Genomic DNA, 14387 nt, shown 5'->3' with positions numbered 1-14387 from the left:
GCCCGCCCGGCCCTACCCCCGCGGAGCCGCGAATCCCCGCACCCCGTCGGCATGTCGGCATCACGACACGTATCGGTCGAGGAGGTCGAGGAGATCCCCGCCACGATGTTCTTGCGTGATGCGTTATGACGGAAGAGCGTCGCAGTAGAGCACCGTCCCAGAGGACACTCCCGCCCCGTCCACGATCCGCTCAGGAGGGTTACCCGACGTGCTGACCCGAAGCGCCCGCCTGTTCCGCCGGATCGCCCTGACCGTGCTGGGTCTCGGCGTCCTCGGCCTCGGGATCGCGATGTTGGCGCTGCCGGGCCCGGGATTCCTCGTCGTGGCGCTCGGGTTCTTCATCCTGAGCCTGGAGTACGAGTGGGCGCGCGGCCGTTTCGAGCAGGCCCGGCGCAAGGCCGCCGACCTCGCCGATCAGGCGGCCGCGAACCGGTTCTCGTCGGCGTTCACGATTCTGTTCGCGCTGGGGATGATCGCCGCGGGAATCGCGTGGATCGTGGTCGACACCCTTCCCGCGTCCTCCGGGTGGTCCGGCGGAAGCCTGATCCTCAGTGGGCTCGTCATCCTGACCACCATGATCGTGAGTCTCTGGCAGGCGAAGGAGGCCCGCGATGCCGGCCGGCCCACGCCCGCCGAACTCCTCGCCCAACGGGAGCCGGAGAAGAGTCGATCCTGATGGGCGAAGGTCTACTGGCCCTGGGTGACCTGACTGATCCCGAGTACGTGCGGCTGGGCGTACACGCACTTGTACAGGGCCGCGCGGTCGACGGTCGACGCCTTCGCAACGTCGTACCGCAGCGGATAGATCCGGCTGGTGGCCAGCTGGTTGCGGTCCTTCGGCAGCTGGATGGCCCTGCCCACCGAGGGGCACGCGGCGCGCACCGCGTCCTTCTGCGCCTCGGTGGCTCCCGGGGCGAAGTACACGACGGCCTCCTGTTGCGGCGGCGGCCCGTCCAACGTCGCGTAGATCCCGAAGACGATCAGGCCGATGGTGGCGAGTACCGCCACGACAACCATCGTCTGGCGCCGAGGGTCGGCCAGGTAGCGAGCGGCACGGGTGACAGCAGGTGACGACGATGGGGCCACGTGGTGAGTCCTGTCACATCGGGGAAGGAAATCTGGTCCGGACGACGACTGGAGCACCGCCATGACCGGACCCCCAACGTAGTCCGCCGAGCGGGTCCGTAAGGTAAACGCCCTCATGAGGCTTAGCGACCTCCGCCACGGGTAACCGCCGGCCCACCGCTGCGCGGCGTGCTCGTACCGGTTCACCGTCGACCGGCGGCGCTGTGCCCGCGATCGCGCCCAACGGCGGGCGACCCCGATGACATCGACCCCGATGATCATCAATTATCCGACGATCATCGATCCAACGATGATCACAACCAGTGGACCATGGGAGCGAGGAACAGGTCGTGCCATCCCTGATCGAGGACTACGCGCTGATCGGCGACACCCACTCCGCGGCGCTCGTGTCGCGCACTGGGTCGATCGACTGGTTGTGCCTGCCCCGATTCGACTCGCCGTCGTGCTTCGCCGCCCTGCTCGGCGACTCCGAGGCCGGCCACTGGAAGATCGCGCCCGTCGAGCCGGTCCTGGGCATCAGCCGGCGCTACCGGGGCGACACGCTGGTGCTGGAGACGGACATGACGACCGCGTCCGGCACCGTGCGCATCGTCGACGCGATGTTCCCCCGCGCCGGCACGCACACCGTGCTCCGCCTGGTCGAATGCCTCGAGGGTGCGGTCCACCTCCGATCGGAGACCCGGTTCCGCTTCGACTACGGCTCCATCGTGCCGTGGGTCCGCCGGGTGGACGAGCACACCATGTCGGCGGTGGCCGGGCCGGATGCGGTCACCCTGCGGACAACCGCCCCGGTGGAGGGGCACGACATGGCCACCTACGCCGACTTCCACGTCGCCGCCGGCCAGTCGGTACCGTTCTCGCTGACCTGGACCCCCTCCCACCAGACTCCCCCGCCGTCCCACGACGTCCGGCGCATGATCACCCTCACCGAGGCGTGGTGGTCGGCCTGGATGGCGGGCTGCACCTACGACGGCCAGTGGCAGCCGGCCGTCCGCCGGTCGCTGATCACCCTCAAGGCGCTCACCTACGCCCCGACCGGAGGGATCGTCGCCGCCGTCACGACCTCGCTGCCGGAACACATCGGCGGCGTGCGCAACTGGGACTACCGGTACTGCTGGCTGCGGGACGCGACGATCACGCTGCTCGCCCTGCTCGACGCCGGGTTCACCAGCGAGGCAACCGCCTGGCGGGAGTGGCTGCTGCGCGCGGTCGCCGGCGACCCCTCCCGGGTACAGATCATGTACGGCGTGGCCGGGGAACGCCGGCTGCCCGAATACGAGATCCCGTGGCTACCGGGGTACGAGAACTCCGCCCCGGTGCGGGTCGGCAACGCCGCCGTCGACCAGTTCCAGCTCGACGTCTACGGCGAGGTCCTCGACGCCCTGCATGTCGCGCGGGTCGCGGTCGCCAACCGTCGCCAGCCCGTGCCCGGGCTAGCGCTCCCCGGCGGGCAGACCATCACCGAGAGCCATGCGGACGACTCCTGGCCGCTGCAGACCAAGCTGATGGACTTCCTCGAGACCGGCTGGCGGAAGACCGACGAGGGCATCTGGGAGGTACGCGGCCCCCGCCGCCACTTCGTCCACTCGAAGGTGATGGCCTGGGTCGCGGCCGACCGGGCGGTACGCGGGATCGTCGAGTCCCGGCTACCGGGCCCCGTCGACCGCTGGTCGGCGCTGCGGGACGAGATCCACACGGAGGTCTGCACCCGCGGGTTCGACTCCGAACGCAACACCTTCACCCAGTTCTACGGCTCCAAAGAACTCGACGCGGCGCTGCTGTACATGCCGCTGGTGGGGTTCCTGCCCGCCACCGACCCCCGCGCCGTGGGAACAGTCGCCGCCATCGAGCGGGAGCTGATGGAGGACGGGTTCGTCCTGCGGTATCCGACGGCCGAGGACGGCGCGGTCGACGGACTGCCCGCGGGCGAGGGCGCCTTCCTGGCCTGCACCTTCTGGTTGGCCGACAACTACGCCCTGTCCGGGCGGGTCCACGAGGCTCAGGAGCTGTTCGAACGCCTGCTGTCGTTGCGTAACGACGTCGGGCTCCTCGCGGAGGAGTACGACCCCAGGCTGGGCCGGATGACGGGTAACTTCCCGCAGGCGTTCAGCCACGTCCCCCTGGTCAACACCGCGCGGACGCTCACCGACGCGCTGCGCGGCACACCGCGCTCGCGCACCGACCGGGCCCACCCGCCCGGCCACTTCTTCGGCTGAGCCCGCGGGACACCCGGCTGGCTACCGGGCTGACTACCGGGCTGACTACCGGGCTGACTACCGGCTCGTAACATACCGTGCACGCCGATACTGGATTCGTACGATCGGCGTGATCGGGATTCACGCTTTCGACGGACGGGCAGGGGACGGGCGTGGCAGGTCGCATCGCGGTGATCGGCGGTGGAATTCTCGGGCTGGCGGTCGCCCGTCGGCTCGGGCAGGTCGAACCGGGATCGGCCGTGACGGTGTTCGAGAAGGAACAGGACATCGCCCGGCATCAGACCGGCCGCAACAGCGGCGTCGTCCACACCGGTCTCTACTACGTCCCAGGCTCGCTCAAAGCGACCCTGTGCCGCCGTGGGGTCGGGCTGCTGCGGGAGTTCTGCGCCACGCACCGCATCCGGTACGACGAGTGCGGCAAGATCGTGGTCGCCATCGACAACAGCGAGCTCGAACGGTTGGCCGAAATCGAGAAGCGGGCGGCGGCGAACGGCGTACCGCGGACCCGGATGCTCGACGCCGACGAGCTGCGGTCCGTCGAACCCCACGCCCGCGGGGTCGCCGCCCTGCACTCACCCACCACCGCCATCATCGACTATCCCGGGGTCACGCGGGCCCTGCGTACCGAGATCGTCGCCGCTGGCGGGGCCGTGCGCACCGGAGCCGAGGTGATCGGGGTGGAGGATCGCCCAGCCGGCGTCCACCTCCGCCTCACGGTCGCCGGAACCGCGCGCGCGCGACCCAACGGCAATCACGAGCTAGCGTCCCGCGACGGTGGCCGGGTCGCCGTCGTCTCCGAAAGCGTCGGGCCGTTCGACCTGCTGATCTCCTGTGCCGGGCTGCAGTCGGACCTGGTGGCGACGCTGACCGGTGAGGACGCCTCCCCGCAGATCGTTCCCTTCCGGGGCGACTACTGGCTGCTGCGCCCCGAGCGGCGTGGCCTCGTCCATGGGCTGATCTATCCGGTTCCGGATCCGCGATATCCCTTCCTCGGCATCCATCTCACCAAGCGCATCGACGGGGAGATCCTGGTCGGGCCGAACGCGGTGCTGGCCACTGCCCGAGAGGGGTACACGGTCGGCACCGTCCAGGGCACCGACCTGCGACGGACGCTCGCCTGGCCGGGGTTCCACAAGATGGCGAAGACCCACTGGAAGACCGGCGCCAAGGAGATGCTGCGCACGGCGAGCAAGCGGGCCTTCGTCGCCGAGGCCCGGCGCTATGTCCCCGACCTGCGGGCCACCGACGTGGTTCGCGGCCCCGCGGGAGTCCGGGCCCAGGCCGTCGCCCGCGACGGTAGCCTCGTCGACGACTTCGTCCTGTCCCACAACGGGCGGGTCGTGCATGTCCGTAACGCGCCGTCTCCCGGCGCGACGGCGTCGTTGGCGATCGCTGAGCACATCGTCAGCAAAATCGTTCCCGAACGGGCCGGCTGACGGGCCCGAGAAACCGACAAGCCCGAGATTGACAATCCCGCGGCAACCCGTGCATCAAACCCGACGCGGCCACCCACCAGGCCACGGTAGACGCTGGGATGGGCGAAGCCGGTCGAGGTTTTCAACGATTTGCTGGCGAAACACGCGTCGCTATGACCGCCTGATTCCGCCCCCGCGTGAGGCTGCCGTTCACACCGTGTAGGGACGCTTCTCCCTGGCCTCCGCGAGCGCGACCGCCCACCACTCGAGTTGCCTGATCAAGGTCTGGGCAGCGGTGTTGCAGCCTTCGGGATCCTTGGGCGTGCCGTCGGCGTGGAACTGGGCCCAGGCACCGTGGAAGCTGACCGTATCGCGGATGGTGACCGCGTGCAACTCGGCGAAGACCTGGCGCAGGTGCTCCACCGCGCGCAGGCCGCCCGCCTGGCCGCCGTAGGAAACGAAACCCACCGGCTTCGCCTGCCACTCGGTGTAATGCCAGTCGATGACATTCTTGAGAACGGCCGGATAACTGTGGTTGTACTCGAGGGTGATCACGACGAAGGCGTCGGCCGCGGCAAGCTGCCGGGTGACGTCCGCCAGTTCCGCGACTTCTGGACCGTTGGAGGTACCCAGCCTCTCCGGCAGCCTGACGTCGTCGAGGTCGACGACATTCGTGACGATCGAATCGTGGTCGGATACCTGCTTGGTGAACCACTGGGCGACCACCGGGGCGAAACGTCCCACCCTGTTGCTTCCAATAACTACCGCGAGGTTGATGGGCTGATCGAGCATGAAAGTCCTCTCATTCCGCGAATCGGCGAGATCCGCTCTCGCCAGCAGGCGCCCGGAACTCTAAAACCTCAACCATGATTGAAGTCAAGGTCGTCTCCCGGCCGGTGGGCCACGCATTCATGCGGGTGCTATGCGGGCGGCGGTGAACGACTCCGCGCGGGCCGACCGGCAGCGCGACCCACTACGTCATCTCTCGACTCCGTTGACCTCAACTTTGGTTGAGGTTGCAGACTTTACGTGTCACCACCTCGTCACCGGATGCAGCAGGGCGCTTCGAGGGAGAGCAAGGATGTCAGCGCTGGCCGCGCCTGCGGAGGGGCCGGAACTCAGCCGGACGACTACCCGGGTGGTCCTCTTCGGGCTCCTCACCGGTGTGTTCATGTCCGCGCTGGACATGACGATCATGGCGACCGCCACCCGGACCGTGGCGGACTCGCTGCACGGGCTCGCCGCCCAGGCATGGATCACCAGCGCCTACCTGATGACCATGACCATCTCAGCGACCATCCGTGAGAAGAAGACGGCGACAACGCGGGAACACCCCACCCCTGCCGACCACGGCGCCCCCGTCACCGACGGGTAACCAGACCGGTACGGAAAACCCATGTCCGCGCTGCCACGCGGCAGAAACCCCACCTCCGCGCCGAGGCGCGGAGCAACCCGACAGGAGAGTGGAACCGATGAAAGACGCCGCATTCTTCGACCCCGGCCCACCCAACGTCCTCCAACTCGTCGAACTGCCCCAGCCCGAACCCGGCCCCGGCGAGATCCGAGTACGGGTACGGGCCGCCGGCGTCCAGCCAGTCGACCTGGCGACCCGCGAGGGCTGGATACCCCCCCGGCGTCGAACTCAGCCGTCCCCAGATACTCGGCAACGAGTTCGCCGGTACCGTCGACCTGACCGGCCCGGACGTCACCGGCATCACCACCGGCGACGAAGTCCTCGGCTTCCGTTCCCTGGGCTGCTACGCGGAATACCTGGTCGTCCCCACCGACCAGGTGGTACCCAGACCCGCCGCACTGCCCGCACAGATCGCCGGCGGACTCTCCGGCGCCGGACAAACCGCCCACACCGCCGTCGAGAAACTCAAGATCGGCTCAGGCGACACCTTCCTCATCCACGCCGCCGCCGGCGCCGTCGGCACCATCGCCGTCCAACTCGCAACGCTCGCCGGCGCCACCGTGATCGGCACCGCCAGCTACCTACGCTCCCTCGGCGCCACCCCCGTCGCCTACGGCGACGGCCTCGTCGACCGCGTACGTGCCCTCGCCCCCAACGGAGTAACCGCCAGCCTGGACGCCGCCGGCGCCGACGGACTACGCGCCGCAGTCGAACTCGTCCCGGACCGGCACCGCATTGGCACCATCGTCGCCTTCGACCTCTACCAGGAACTCGGCGTCCGCTGGCTAGGCAGAAAACGCTCCGCGGCACGACTCTCGGAGCTGGTCGGGCTGTACACACGAGGACAGCTGAAGATCGGGCTACGCCAGGCCTACCCGCTGGAGCGCGCCGCCGACGCCCACCGCGACGTCGGCACCAGCCACGGCCGAGGCAAGGTCGTACTGACCCCCGCATGACCTGCCCCCCCATCCGCGTCGCGACGGGCGGCGACGCCGACGAGTCGAACATGCGTTCCATATTTCTGGTGGGAGGCCCGTCTCCACCGCTTACCCTGCGTCTGCGTTCCGTTCGGCACCGATGCTGGAGAGCTGGGCCCAGAAGGCTCGTTCAAGGCGTGCCGGCCGTGGAGCGGGCGGGACGATCACCGCCCCGCAGCAGAGTGCGGGCCCGGCGACGCGGTCGGGAGATCGGCTCGGCGCGCCGCTTCGAGAAGGCGCTTGTCGTAGGTGACGAACGCCTCCAACCGGGTGTCGTTCTCGTCGGACAGCCGAAGGGCGGTAGCGAGGTGAATGGCATCGAGAGACCGCAGGAGCGGGTCATCGAAGGCGGCCGCGACGGTGCGCACGTGGGCATCGATTTCCAGGCGGTACATCCGGTCCAATACCCGCGGCACGCGTCCCGATGCTTCCGGGGCCGCTCGTTGTAGATGGCCTCCTCGATCTGGGCGCGGTCGTCGGCGTCGAGGGTGCTCAGATCGTTCTCGACACGGCGGATGAGCTGCCGCAGCCGGCTGATCTTGTCCTCGGAGGGCATCGCGTCGCGACGGGCCCAGCTTCAGCGCCGTGGACGGCAGGGGGGCCGTTGACGGGGCCGTCTGGGCAGCACACGACGAGGGCATCGGAGGCGGTTCCGGTGCCGGGCACGCCGGCTTCGAGCAGCGCCTGGGTTCTGGCTTCCGTGGCTGTGATGACGGCGTTGACGAGGGCAGCGTCGCCGCTGCGCCTTGGCGAGGTCCCCGGTCAGGGCCGGCGCGGGCGCGCCGCAACGCACCAGCACGTACGACTCGGGCTTGCCGTTCGGGTACGGCTGCTTGACCGTGAGGACCTCGTAGCTGCCTGGACCGGTCGTTCGACCGCATGCGAATGTTCGAGCTTGCGTGCGGAAACGCGACCCGAGGAGAAGAAGGACCGCATGATCGAGCACAAGGTGCGTGTCTACCGCAGCGAGGAGCGGCTGGCCCGCGAGGAGCAGCTCGCCTGGAAGATCGCCGCGGTCGCGTCCGATCCGGTGGAGGTGACCCTGGAGGTCACCGAGATGGCCATCAACCGTGTGATCGACAACGCCGGGGTGGCTGCGGCGTCCCTAGCTCGCAAGCCGGTAACGGCGGCGCGGGAGCAGGCGCTGCGGCACGCCCCGCCGGCCGGCCGCGCCGGCGCCACCGTCTTCGGCCTGCCGCCCGAGACCAGGGTCTCGCCCGAATGGGCGGCGTGGGCGAACGGTGTCGCCGTGCGTGAGCTCGACTTCCACGACACGTTCCTCGCCGCCGACTACTCGCATCCCGGCGACAACATCCCGCCGATCCTCGCGGCGGCGCAGCACGCCGGGCTCGGCGGGCGCGACCTGCTGCGCGGCTTCGCCACCGGCTACGAGATCCTGGTGGCTCTGGTCCGCGCGATCTGCCTACACAAGCACAAGATCGATCACATCGCGCACCTCGGCCCATCGGCCGCGGCCGGTATCGGCACGCTGCTCGGCCTGCCGACCGAGACCGTCTACCAGGCGGTCGGTCAGGCGCTGCACACCACGACGACGACCAGGCAGTCCCGCAAGGGCGAGATTTCCAGCTGGAAAGCCTACGCCCCGGCGTTCGCCGGAAAGATCGCCGTTGAGGCCGTAGACCGGGCGATGCGGGGCGAGGGCGCGCCCTCGCCGATCTACGAGGGTGAAGACGGGGTGATCGCCTGGATGCTCGACGGCGCGGCGGCGCAGTACGTCGTCGGACTGCCCGGCCCCGGCGAGCCCAAGCTCGGCATCCTCGACACCTACACCAAAGAGCACTCGGCCGAGTACCAGAGCCAGGCGTTCATCGACCTGGCCCGCCGGCTCGGCCCGCGCCTCGGCGACAGCCTGGCGACGATGCGGTCGATCGTGATCCACACCAGCCACCACACCCACTACGTGATCGGCTCGGGTGCGAACGACCCGCAGAAGTACGACCCGAAGGCCAGCCGCGAGACCCTCGACCACTCGATCCCCTACATCTTCGCCGTCGCGCTGCAGGACCGGGACTGGCACCACGAGCGGTCCTACGCGCCCGAGCGCGCCGCCCGGCCGGACACCGTCGAGCTGTGGCAGAAGATCACCACGGTCGAGGACCCGGAGTGGACCCGCCGCTACCACGCGACCGACCCGGCCGAGAAGGCGTTCGGCGGCCGGGTCGTCGTCACCCTGGCCGACGGCTCCGTCGTCGCGGACGAGATCGCCGTCGCCGACGCCCATCCGCTGGGCGCCCGGCCGTTCGGACGGGCCGAGTATGTCGCGAAGTTCCGCCGGCTGGCCGAGGGCGTCGTGCCGACCGACGAGCAGGACCGCTTCCTCGACGCGGCGGTGCGGCTGCCGGAGTTGCGGCCCGACGAGCTCGGCGAGCTGACCCTGGTGCCTGACTGGCCGCTTTCGACCGACTCGGTCACCGGCCTGTTCTAGAGGGGAGGACCGATGCTGTACGCGAAGACGCTGGCGGCCGAGCGCAGGATCGCCCTGCGCGAGGCGTTGGCCCGCTCCCAGAGCGCGGGCGGCGGGTTGCTGCGCTTCCCCGGCGCGTTCAACCCGCTGTCCGCGCTGCTGATCCAGGAGCTCGGGTTCGACGGGGTGTACGTCTCGGGCGCGGTGCTGTCGGCCGACCTCGGCCTACCCGACATCGGGCTGACGACCCTGACCGAGGTTGCCGGGCGGTCTGGCGCGATCGCCCGGGTCACCGACCTGCCGGCGATCGTCGACGCCGACACCGGCTTCGGCGAACCGATGAACGTCGCCCGCACCATCCAGATGCTGGAGGATGCCGGCCTCGCCGGCTGCCACCTCGAAGACCAGGTCAACCCGAAACGCTGCGGCCATCTCGATGGCAAGTCGGTCGTCCCCACCGAGGAGATGGTCCGGCGGATCCGCGCGGCCGTCGCGGCGCGCCGCGACCCGAACTTCGTCCTCTGCGCCAGGACCGACGCCCGCGCGGTCGAGGGCCTCAACGCCGCGGCCGACCGGGCAAGGGCCTACGTCGACGCGGGCGCAGACATGATCTTCCCGGAGGCGATGACCGACCTCGACGAGTTCGCGGCCATCCGCAAGGCCGTGGACGTGCCGATCCTGGCGAACATGACCGAGTTCGGCAAAAGCGCGCTGTTCACCGTCGCGCAGCTGGAGTCGGTCGGCGTCAACCTCGTCATCTACCCGGTGACCCTGCTACGGCTGGCGATGGGCGCCGTCGAGGACGGCCTGCGCCGCATCCGCGACGAAGGCACCCAGGCCGGGCTGACCGACCGGATGCAGCACCGGGCCCGGCTCTACGAACTGATCGACTACGCCGACTACAATGCCTTCGACAGCGAGATCTTCAACGGCGGGGTCAAATGGTCGTAGCGACGCCGCCGACGTACCGGGAGAAACGCACGACTGCCCCAGGTGCGTCGCGGTCCGCCAACTGGTCGTCCGCCACCAGCGTGTCGACGGCCCCACGCAAGGCCGCCATCCCCGACACTGTCATCCCGTGCTGGAACGGACGGACCCTGCGCTTCGAGTACGCCTGAGAGGTTGCGCCGAACCTCCTGCGTGGAAATCGGCGTTAGAAAACGGACTGGGCAGATCAGTTGACCTTATCGCCGTAGACGCGGTCGACCTTGAGGGTGAGCAGGACGCGGCGACCGGAGACCATTGTCACCCGGTACTCCTCCCAGTCCGGGTGATCGCCCGCGGCGATGCGGTAGTAGTCGACCAGGGCTTGCACCTCGGGTCCGTTCGGGTCGGTTCCCGGGCCGGTCACGGTGACGGTGCCTTCGGCGGTGGCCCACGACCAGCCGTCGGGGCTGGTGACCTCCAACGCGGCGCGCGGATTCCTGCGCAGGTTCAGGACTTTGGCCGTCCCCTCGCTCGTCGACACGTAGACGACGCCCGCATCCCGGTGATAGTAGGGCATCACGGGGGACAACTGGGGGAAGCCGTCCTGCTTGATCGTCGCGAGTACACCGAGACGGCTGCCCGCGAGCAGGTCGCGCGGGCTGAACGGCGAACCAGTCATACGACGATTATGGTGCCGCACACAGGTATGGCGGCTCTCGGGGTGGTCTCCACCCCGCCTCGGCCTGAGTGCCCGGGGGCCGCCGCCGTGACTGGCTTGCCGAGGGCTGCAGGCGCCGCGGAGCGAGGACAACACCAATGTGCCAGCGGAAGCGTCGATGTCCGGCCCGCCCCGGGCGCGCCGGTCGTGGACGCGGCTCACGCCCGTCGATCGCGATCCGACGTGGAGGGGTGCGCGCAATTCCCCGCCGAAATCACTAGTCCCGGAAAGAGGGGCGGATTCCAGCCAAGTTCAGCTTGACTGAAGCCAGAAAGGTCGGTAGATTTCGGAAAGTACTGACGGAGAAATCCGTTGGTGTTTTCTTTCGTCGGCCGCTGCCAGGGTGAATGCGGGTCGGCGAAGTAGACCGGAACGCTTGTCGCGAAGGTGAAGCAGGGCTCCGGCGTGATCGCGGTCTGATTCGTTTGTCAGGGAAAGCCGTGGAGATCGAGTGCGGCAGTCGGGGTGGTGTGGTCGCGCCGGCCGGCGGGCGTAGGCCGCCAGGAGAGCGGGGCTGGCAGTCTTGGCAGAATGATCGGTGATCACGTAGACGGTCTCGCGGCTGGGGTTGCGGCCCTTTCACCCGCCGCCAGCGGATGATCCGGATGATCCGGATGACCTGGGCGGCGTGCGGGAAGTCGAGGAACCCGACGGTGGCGACCTTCAACGTGCGGGTCTCGTCACGGCCGTGTCCGTGGTCGCGGGTAATCTCGACGGTGGGGATGTCGGTCCAGGGCAGGCGGGCGAGGCGGGCTCGTAGCAGGGGCTGGTTGGCCTTCACCACCGCGACGTAGTGGGCGTTCTTGACGGTGACGAGCCAGTCGAGGTTGGCCCGCACGGTGTGCATCGCGTCGAACGTGACCGTCACCCCGGCCAGGTCCAACCCGCCCAGCAGCGGTTGGAACGCGGCTGTTTCGTTGCTTTTCGCGTCGACTTCGACCTGGCCGGCGAGCAGCCCCGTCCCGTGGGTCGCCACGCCCAGCAGATGCACCTGGGTTCCGTCGGCCCTGTGTGCGCCACGGCTGGTTTTCCCGTCGACCGCCACCGCCGCGGGTGATCCATCCGCTGGGACGAGGGCGGTGTCGCCGAGCAGCGCGGCGGCGAGCGCGTCGCGGTCCACCCGGGCCAGCAGCCGCCGCAGTGTCGCTTCGTCGGGTATCCGGTGGCGGCCGGTGAACGGGTCGAACGGCAGCCGTAACCGGGCCAGCTCCGCCGGGCTCGCACGGGCGACCCACTGCCCGACCGCGCAGGCCGCGTCATGGCCGGCCGCGCTCAGCGCGCACAGCCACACCGCCAGCAGGCACGGCAGCGGGTAGACCCGGCCCCGCGGTGAACGCGGATCCGGCACCGTGGCGAGGCGCTCCCAGATTTCCTCCCGCAACACGCCACCGGCTGCCCCCACACCGGCCGCGACACGGGACAATGCCCCCACAGGCACGCCGCACCCCAGACCACGAAGACGTTAGACACCTGCGTGATCTACAAGCGGCGTGCCTGCTTTTCTGTCTGCGACACATGGCCCGACCGTGGCCCCACCACGAGAAAGATCATCAGCCTTCCGGTGAGATTAACCGGTCAAATCCCCAACGTGCCGGAGCCCTGGGACAGCACTAGGGCGGCGACAAAGGTCTCCCGTCGACGCCGTCGCGTTTTCCCCGGCCAGCTGGCCACACTGCCACCTCGGAGGACGCCGCAGATGGACTCCACGTCAACATGATCACCCCGTTAGATCAAGTTTGACTGGCGCACTCCGCAGACTGTCCCACGCCCGGCGGGGGCACGTCGCCTGCATTCGGGAACACGGGCCGGCGTGAAGATGGCAGCAGTGCGGCGGCCCAGCGACCAGACGGGCGCGGACCTCACGCGAGCCCCGGCGCACCGACGATCTATCGAAAGCGGCACGACGCACGCTGACCAGCAGGTTTTCCTTCCGGACACGCACGTTCACGCGAGGCTCGTCCCGTCCGCATCTGGGGCCGTAAGGCGCGATGAGGTTACAAAACCATTGCAGACGGCCCGAGCACTGTCGCCATTCCGACTCGCGCCCCTACCCTCTCCCTCAACCTGATACGGCGCGGCCCGTCCGACCGTCTGGATCTTCTCCGACTCCCAGCGGAGACAGCCTGTGAGTACAGGGCAGCCGAGATACATCAACCAGCCGCGCCTATCCCCGCTACGCCTTGTAGTCGACCTCGAGCACTGAATTGGGGGCTCGAACCAATCGATCAACCTCTGGACCTGGACACCTTCCAACCGATCAACCAACAGAATTCATAGCGTTTACCTATTTGACCAAGCCAGACGGTTCGTCACGTTGCGTGGTGGACCTTACGTACCGACATCCGAACTGTTTGATCTTGGTTGCTGGCCCCGAAATCACTGTCCGACCGGTCGCTACCCGGGCTCTGACCAGGGGTGATGCACGATGATCGCGGCGACCGAGACATCATCAATCGGATCGAACAAACGTTCAGAACATCTGACGGTGTCGACCATGCCGCCGAGCCCCGGGTTCACCGGGCCGCTGGCGTAGAGCCATCCTTGATCGGCGGCGAGGGCGCGTGTAGGTATCCGATCTCTACACGTCACGGGTGTTCGCCCGCCGGCGCCAGGTATCGGCCGCGTGGCTGTTCAAGGGGCCTGGCTACCCTCGCGCCATGGACGTCAAGGCTCTGGGCAAGAACGGCGACCAGATCGACCGGCTGTTCACCGAGCCCGCGGAGCTACTCGTGCTGCAACACTGTCATCAGATCAAGCCGAGCGTGGTCGGCATGATGGACTCCTACGCCCACGACGCCCGGCGCCCCCACTCCTACATGATCATCGATGGGGCCGACACCGGACGCATCCTGAGGTCGCTGGGCCTGCTCCCGGTAACCCCAGCACATCCGCCTCTGCAGAACCAGGGAATGGGAACCTCACGGTCCTGATGTCCGCAGCGGAGGTCACCAGCGAACTCGGGAAGGCGCCGGAGCGGGGCAGCCAGACGGCGGAAGCCCGCAGGACGGCCCCGCGCCGCCGACATCCGACCCCAGGGCTTCGGTGAGGTAGCTCACCGCGTTGATCCGCTACATGCTGTAACAATGAGTGGGAGTGCTCTGCAGCGGTCGGCGGCGATGCCCTCAAGGGTTTCCTTTATCTTTCTGATCTTGTTGAGGCAGATTACTCCGAGGGCAAGGTTCCGGAAGCTCGCGAGGGTGTGGTTGGTG

Annotated in this window: 14 protein-coding genes and 3 pseudogenes; 9 read left to right on the top strand and 8 right to left on the bottom strand. The window is 68.6% G+C overall.

What is annotated here, in order from left to right; all coding sequences use genetic code 11:
• Positions 1 to 208: 208 nt before the first annotated feature.
• Positions 209 to 676, top strand: coding sequence for a PGPGW domain-containing protein (locus AC08OJ_RS13375; RefSeq protein ID WP_462203488.1), 468 nt, complete (start codon positions 209 to 211; stop codon positions 674 to 676).
• A gap of 11 nt (positions 677 to 687) precedes the next feature.
• Here the strand turns inward: AC08OJ_RS13375 and AC08OJ_RS13370 are convergent, their stop codons facing one another.
• The gene (locus tag AC08OJ_RS13370; RefSeq protein ID WP_476595888.1) at positions 688 to 1017 is read right to left on the bottom strand and encodes a hypothetical protein; all 330 of its coding nucleotides are present in this window, start codon (positions 1015 to 1017) and stop codon (positions 688 to 690) included.
• 398 nt (positions 1018 to 1415) lie between these two features.
• Here AC08OJ_RS13370 and AC08OJ_RS13365 point away from each other — a divergent pair, with 398 nt between their 5' ends.
• Together AC08OJ_RS13365 and AC08OJ_RS13360 are read left to right on the top strand one after the other, a co-directional pair.
• On the top strand, positions 1416 to 3302 hold the full coding sequence (locus AC08OJ_RS13365) for a glycoside hydrolase family 15 protein (protein ID WP_476593179.1): 1887 nt from the start codon (positions 1416 to 1418) through the stop codon (positions 3300 to 3302).
• A 152-nt stretch (positions 3303 to 3454) separates the two neighbouring features.
• Entirely contained in the window at positions 3455 to 4738 is a 1284-nt protein-coding gene (locus AC08OJ_RS13360; RefSeq protein ID WP_476595887.1) for an L-2-hydroxyglutarate oxidase, read from the top strand.
• A 189-nt stretch (positions 4739 to 4927) separates the two neighbouring features.
• Here the strand turns inward: AC08OJ_RS13360 and AC08OJ_RS13355 are convergent, their stop codons facing one another.
• On the bottom strand, positions 4928 to 5509 hold the full coding sequence (locus AC08OJ_RS13355; protein ID WP_476595886.1) for an NADPH-dependent FMN reductase: 582 nt from the start codon (positions 5507 to 5509) through the stop codon (positions 4928 to 4930).
• Positions 5510 to 5798: 289 nt separating this feature from the next.
• On the opposite strand from AC08OJ_RS13355, the gene AC08OJ_RS13350 reads away from it, so the two are divergent.
• The 3 genes and pseudogenes from AC08OJ_RS13350 to AC08OJ_RS13340 all read left to right on the top strand — a co-directional run bounded on the left by AC08OJ_RS13350 (position 5799) and on the right by AC08OJ_RS13340 (position 7087).
• On the top strand, positions 5799 to 6092 hold the full coding sequence (locus AC08OJ_RS13350) for a hypothetical protein (RefSeq protein WP_476593176.1): 294 nt from the start codon (positions 5799 to 5801) through the stop codon (positions 6090 to 6092).
• A 281-nt stretch (positions 6093 to 6373) separates the two neighbouring features.
• A pseudogene (locus AC08OJ_RS13345) lies at positions 6374 to 6463 on the top strand (hypothetical protein); the annotation flags it as partial.
• Positions 6464 to 6508: 45 nt separating this feature from the next.
• Positions 6509 to 7087 carry a zinc-binding dehydrogenase gene (locus tag AC08OJ_RS13340; protein WP_476595885.1) on the top strand — a complete coding sequence of 193 codons (579 nt, stop codon included), beginning with the start codon at positions 6509 to 6511 and terminating at the stop codon, positions 7085 to 7087.
• Between the two features lie 185 nt (positions 7088 to 7272).
• On the opposite strand, the gene AC08OJ_RS13335 is transcribed toward AC08OJ_RS13340, so the two are convergent.
• Both AC08OJ_RS13335 and AC08OJ_RS13330 read right to left on the bottom strand, forming a co-directional pair.
• A complete protein-coding gene (locus AC08OJ_RS13335; protein WP_476593174.1) occupies positions 7273 to 7524 on the bottom strand; it encodes a PIN domain-containing protein in 252 nt (83 codons plus the stop codon).
• 76 nt (positions 7525 to 7600) lie between these two features.
• On the bottom strand, positions 7601 to 7789 hold the full coding sequence (locus AC08OJ_RS13330) for a hypothetical protein (RefSeq protein WP_462203489.1): 189 nt from the start codon (positions 7787 to 7789) through the stop codon (positions 7601 to 7603).
• A 253-nt stretch (positions 7790 to 8042) separates the two neighbouring features.
• Here AC08OJ_RS13330 and AC08OJ_RS13325 point away from each other — a divergent pair, with 253 nt between their 5' ends.
• Positions 8043 to 9554, top strand: coding sequence for an MmgE/PrpD family protein (locus AC08OJ_RS13325; protein ID WP_476595883.1), 1512 nt, complete (start codon positions 8043 to 8045; stop codon positions 9552 to 9554).
• Between the two features lie 12 nt (positions 9555 to 9566).
• Positions 9567 to 10484: a methylisocitrate lyase gene (prpB, locus tag AC08OJ_RS13320; protein ID WP_476593172.1), complete on the top strand. Its 918-nt coding sequence runs from the start codon at positions 9567 to 9569 to the stop codon at positions 10482 to 10484.
• Here the strand turns inward: prpB and AC08OJ_RS13315 are convergent.
• The 4 genes and pseudogenes from AC08OJ_RS13315 to AC08OJ_RS13300 all read right to left on the bottom strand — a co-directional run.
• A complete protein-coding gene (locus AC08OJ_RS13315; RefSeq protein WP_476593171.1) occupies positions 10471 to 10593 on the bottom strand; it encodes a hypothetical protein in 123 nt (40 codons plus the stop codon). The genes prpB and AC08OJ_RS13315 overlap by 14 nt on opposite strands.
• Positions 10594 to 10707: 114 nt before the next feature.
• Positions 10708 to 11139, bottom strand: coding sequence for a PPOX class F420-dependent oxidoreductase (locus tag AC08OJ_RS13310; protein ID WP_476593170.1), 432 nt, complete (start codon positions 11137 to 11139; stop codon positions 10708 to 10710).
• A 287-nt stretch (positions 11140 to 11426) separates the two neighbouring features.
• A pseudogene (locus AC08OJ_RS13305) lies at positions 11427 to 11570 on the bottom strand (transposase); the annotation flags it as partial.
• Between the two features lie 239 nt (positions 11571 to 11809).
• Positions 11810 to 12526, bottom strand: a pseudogene (locus AC08OJ_RS13300) (ISAs1 family transposase); the annotation flags it as partial.
• Positions 12527 to 13835: 1309 nt separating this feature from the next.
• Here AC08OJ_RS13300 and AC08OJ_RS13295 point away from each other — a divergent pair.
• The gene (locus AC08OJ_RS13295) at positions 13836 to 14108 is read left to right on the top strand and encodes a hypothetical protein (protein ID WP_476595882.1); all 273 of its coding nucleotides are present in this window, start codon (positions 13836 to 13838) and stop codon (positions 14106 to 14108) included.
• Positions 14109 to 14387 lie beyond the last annotated feature (279 nt).

It is taken from the genome of Frankia sp. CgKIO3, assembly GCF_977946435.1.
The sequence above is the reverse complement of the archived record's forward strand: the minus strand, read 5'-3'. Positions and strand labels throughout refer to the sequence as shown.